This window comes from Elioraea sp. (genome assembly GCF_051860475.1).
GTDB lineage: Bacteria > Pseudomonadota > Alphaproteobacteria > Acetobacterales > Acetobacteraceae > Elioraea.
In genome coordinates this window covers 1-3,496 of the sequence record NZ_JBHYDW010000244.1, presented here as the reverse complement: position 1 = coordinate 3,496, position 3,496 = coordinate 1, and the positions used below count along the sequence as shown (strand labels likewise).

The following is a 3,496-nucleotide window of genomic DNA, read 5'->3' as shown; positions in this document are numbered from 1 at the left end:
GCCCAGACGGCGCTGCGCCTGCTCGATCCAGTCGCGCGCACGGCGTCCGTGTCGCTCGACCTCGCCGTGCCGAGGGACATGCCCTGGGTGCTCGGCGACGAACGGCGGCTCAGGCAGGTGTTGCTCAACCTGGTCTCGAACGCGGTCAAGTTCACCGGGCCGGGCGGCGCGGTGCGGATCGAGGCGCGGCTCGACCACGACGGCGGCATTGATCTCCGGGTCACCGATACCGGAATCGGGATCGCCGAGCAGGATCTCGAACGCGTGTTCCAGCCCTTCGTACAGCTCGACTCCTCGCTCTCGCGCCGCTACCAGGGCTCGGGGCTCGGGCTGTTCCTGTCGCGTGCGCTCGCCCAGGCCCATGGTGGCTCGCTGCATCTGGAGAGTGCGCCTGACAGGGGCACCACCGCCGTGCTTCGCCTGCCCGCCGCGCGCATCCTGCGCCGCACCACCGCCGCGCAGTGACATCCCGATCAGGAGGCACGAGATGAGCCATCTCGACGCGACCGATACGCTGTTCTTTGCGCGCGCCGAGGCGACACTCGACCGTGACGCGTCGGCCGCGCTGACGCGGGCCGCGCTCGATGGCATGGACGACGGCGAGCTGTTCCTCGAGTACCGCGAGAGCGAGGCGCTCGCCCTCGAGGACGGGCGCATCCGCTCGGCCGCGTTCGACACCACGCTCGGCTTCGGGTTGCGCGCGGTCTCGGGCGAGGCGGTCGGCTATGCCCATGCCGGGGAACTCACCGAGGCCGCGCTGAAGCGGGCGGTCGAGACCGTGCGCGGGGTGAAGGCCGGGCAGGGCGGCAGCATGGATGTCGCGCCGCGCGCGACCAATGCGCGGCTCTACTCGGATGCCAATCCCGTCGCCGCGCTCGACTTCGCCGCCAAGGCTCGGCTGCTCGCCGAGATCGACGCCTATGCGCGCGGCAAGGATCACCGGGTCGCGCAGGTGATGGCGAGCCTGACCGGCGAGTGGCAGGCGGTGCAGATCATCCGCGCCGATGGGGTGAGGGCCGCGGATGTGCGGCCGCTGGTGCGGCTCAATGTCGCGGTGGTGGTGGAGCAGGGCGGCCGGCGCGAGACCGGCAGCTACGGAACCGGCGGGCGGTTCGACGCGGCGCGCCTGATCGCACCTGGGACCTGGCGGCACGCGGTCGACGAGGCGCTGCGCCAGGCGGTCGTCAACCTCGATTCGGTTGCCGCACCCGCGGGCGAAATGGAGGTTGTGCTCGGGCCCGGTTGGCCCGGCATCCTGCTGCACGAAGCGATCGGCCACGGACTCGAGGGCGACTTCAACCGCAAGAGAACCTCCGCCTTCGCCGGGCTGCTGGGCCAGCGGATCGCCGCATCCGGCGTGACGGTGGTGGACGACGGCACGCTGCCGGATCGTCGCGGTTCCATCACGATCGACGACGAGGGCACGCCTTCGGGGCGCGCGGTTCTCATCGAGAACGGCATCCTGACCGGCTTCATCCAGGACCGGCAGAACGCGCGGCTGATGGGGGTCAGCCCGACCGGCAACGGACGGCGCCAGTCGTACGCGCATGCGCCAATGCCGCGCATGACCAACACGGTGATGCTCGCCGGCGATCATGCTCCGGACGAGATCATCGCCTCGGTCGATCGCGGCCTCTACGCCGTCAATTTCGGCGGCGGCCAGGTGGACATCACCTCGGGCAAGTTCGTGTTCTCGGCCTCGGAGGCGTATCTGATCGAGAACGGCCGGCTGGGCGCGCCGGTGAAGGGCGCGACCCTGATCGGCAACGGCCCCGATGCGCTGACCAAGGTGACGATGGTCGGCAACGACCTGGCGCTCGATCCCGGCATCGGCACCTGCGGCAAGAACGGTCAGGGCGTGCCAGTCGGCGTCGGTCAGCCCACGCTGAAGCTGCGCGGGCTGACCGTCGGCGGCACGGCGCGCGGCTGATGCCTACCTGGTGCGGCGGACCGTCGCCGGCCCGCCAGTCAACGTCCGTCCCTCGCGGACGAGCACGAGCGCTTGGTTGTTCATGGTGACGATCACGCGGCCGTCGCGCTCCTCGCTGTAGGTGCCGGCGACGGCCTGCCCGCCCCCCATCTTCATGACGGCGCGCGTACGGTCGAGGAACTCGAGCTCGACGCCGCCGCCCTGATAGACACGCCCTCGCATCGCGCCGGCTTCGGCGCGGTTTACGGCAGCGAGGATGACCGTCCGCCGAGCCTCGATCGCCTCCTGGAAGCGGGGCCGGTGCTCGGCCGCGCTGGCCGGCCACGCGGCGAGCATCGGCCGGACCTCGCCATCGATCGCATCGAGACCGTCCTGGGTGGTCGGCAGACGGGCGAGCGCCTGCTGGAACGGGCCGAACAGCGCATCTGCCGTCTTCTTTCGCTGAGCCGACGCCGCTTCGCGCACCCTGGTTGCGTTCTGCTCGGGCAGCAGGCGCAGGGAGCGCTCGTCGGCAGCACGGTCGATCGCGACGAACCCGTTCTCGTCCCCCGGCGCTGCGGCAATCTCGGCGATGATCTGGCGCTCGGCCTCCGCGCCGATCGCGGCTCGGCGTTCCGTGATCGCGCGATCGATCGCGGCGAAATCCTCCGCGCCAAGCGCGCCGGCATATTGCTGCCGCAAGGACTGTGGGGCATTCGCAAGGGCCATGAGCGACTGAGCGTTGACGGGCAGGCGGCCGATCTCGGCGATCAGCGCGTCGCGCACCACACCGCGCATCGCCGCGGCGCGCGCATTGGCCGTCTCGGCCACCGCCGGACCGATCTCGGCCTGCGGCAGGTCGCGCAGAGCGGCGAGCAGCGCCCGTGCGTGGCTCTGCGGCTCGCCCTGCACCTGGCCGGCGGCCTGGTTCGCCGCGTTGAACGCCTGCTGGTTCGCGCCGGCGCGCGCCAGGGCGGCATAGAAGCGCAGCAGCTGCGGCGAGGCGGGTGCCCGGTCGAGCGCGGCGAGCGAGGCCGGGATCGCTGCGCGCGCGGCGGCGAGCGCGCGCAGATAGGCGGTGGCGTTGTTGCGGATCCAGCCGCGCATCGTCTCGAGTGCGTTGCGCTGCTCGAACTGGCGCGCCCGCGCGAAGTCGCGCTCGCAGGCCAGCATGGCCTGCACGATCCCGCCCGCCTCCGCCTCCGTCCACGCGAGCATCGGTTTGCCGAATAGCTCGGCGGTTGCCGGCGCGGCGAGCAGGGCGGGCACCCAGTAGCGCGAGCCGAGCTGGTTCGGCCGCCATTCCGCGCCGCGCTGATAGCCTGCGGCCCAGGCGGCGAGCGCATCGCAGCTGGTGCTTGCGACCTGTGCGGAAGCAGGTGAGTTAAACCAGAACGAACAGAGAACGATAGCAAGTGGCAATGAGTGGCGACGTGTCATCCGCGTGCAGTCTCCCCTGATGACCCGACACAGCGATGCACTCTGAGCGCATAGGTCGAGGCTGCATGCACGATACGATCCGTTTCCGGCAGAAAATGGGCCAGAGACGCACCAGCGTCGCGACACCGGTGTGCCGCGACGTCAAGG

The 3,496-nt window shown here is 70.9% G+C and carries 3 protein-coding genes; 2 read left to right on the top strand and 1 reads right to left on the bottom strand.

Annotated features, from left to right (window positions below; genetic code table 11):
• Together ACTIFU_RS23115 and tldD are read left to right on the top strand one after the other, a co-directional pair.
• Positions 1-465, top strand: a 465-nt coding sequence (locus ACTIFU_RS23115) for a sensor histidine kinase (protein WP_439580680.1), incomplete at its 5' end; no start/stop codon positions are given.
• Between the two features lie 22 nt (positions 466-487).
• Complete coding sequence (gene tldD, locus ACTIFU_RS23110) at positions 488-1,930, top strand: metalloprotease TldD (protein WP_439580679.1); 1,443 nt, start codon at positions 488-490, stop codon at positions 1,928-1,930.
• 3 nt (positions 1,931-1,933) lie between these two features.
• Here tldD and ACTIFU_RS23105 read toward each other — a convergent pair whose 3' ends face one another.
• Positions 1,934-3,349 carry a hypothetical protein gene (locus ACTIFU_RS23105; RefSeq protein ID WP_439580678.1) on the bottom strand — a complete coding sequence of 472 codons (1,416 nt, stop codon included), beginning with the start codon at positions 3,347-3,349 and terminating at the stop codon, positions 1,934-1,936.
• Between the last annotated feature and the right edge of the window lie 147 nt (positions 3,350-3,496).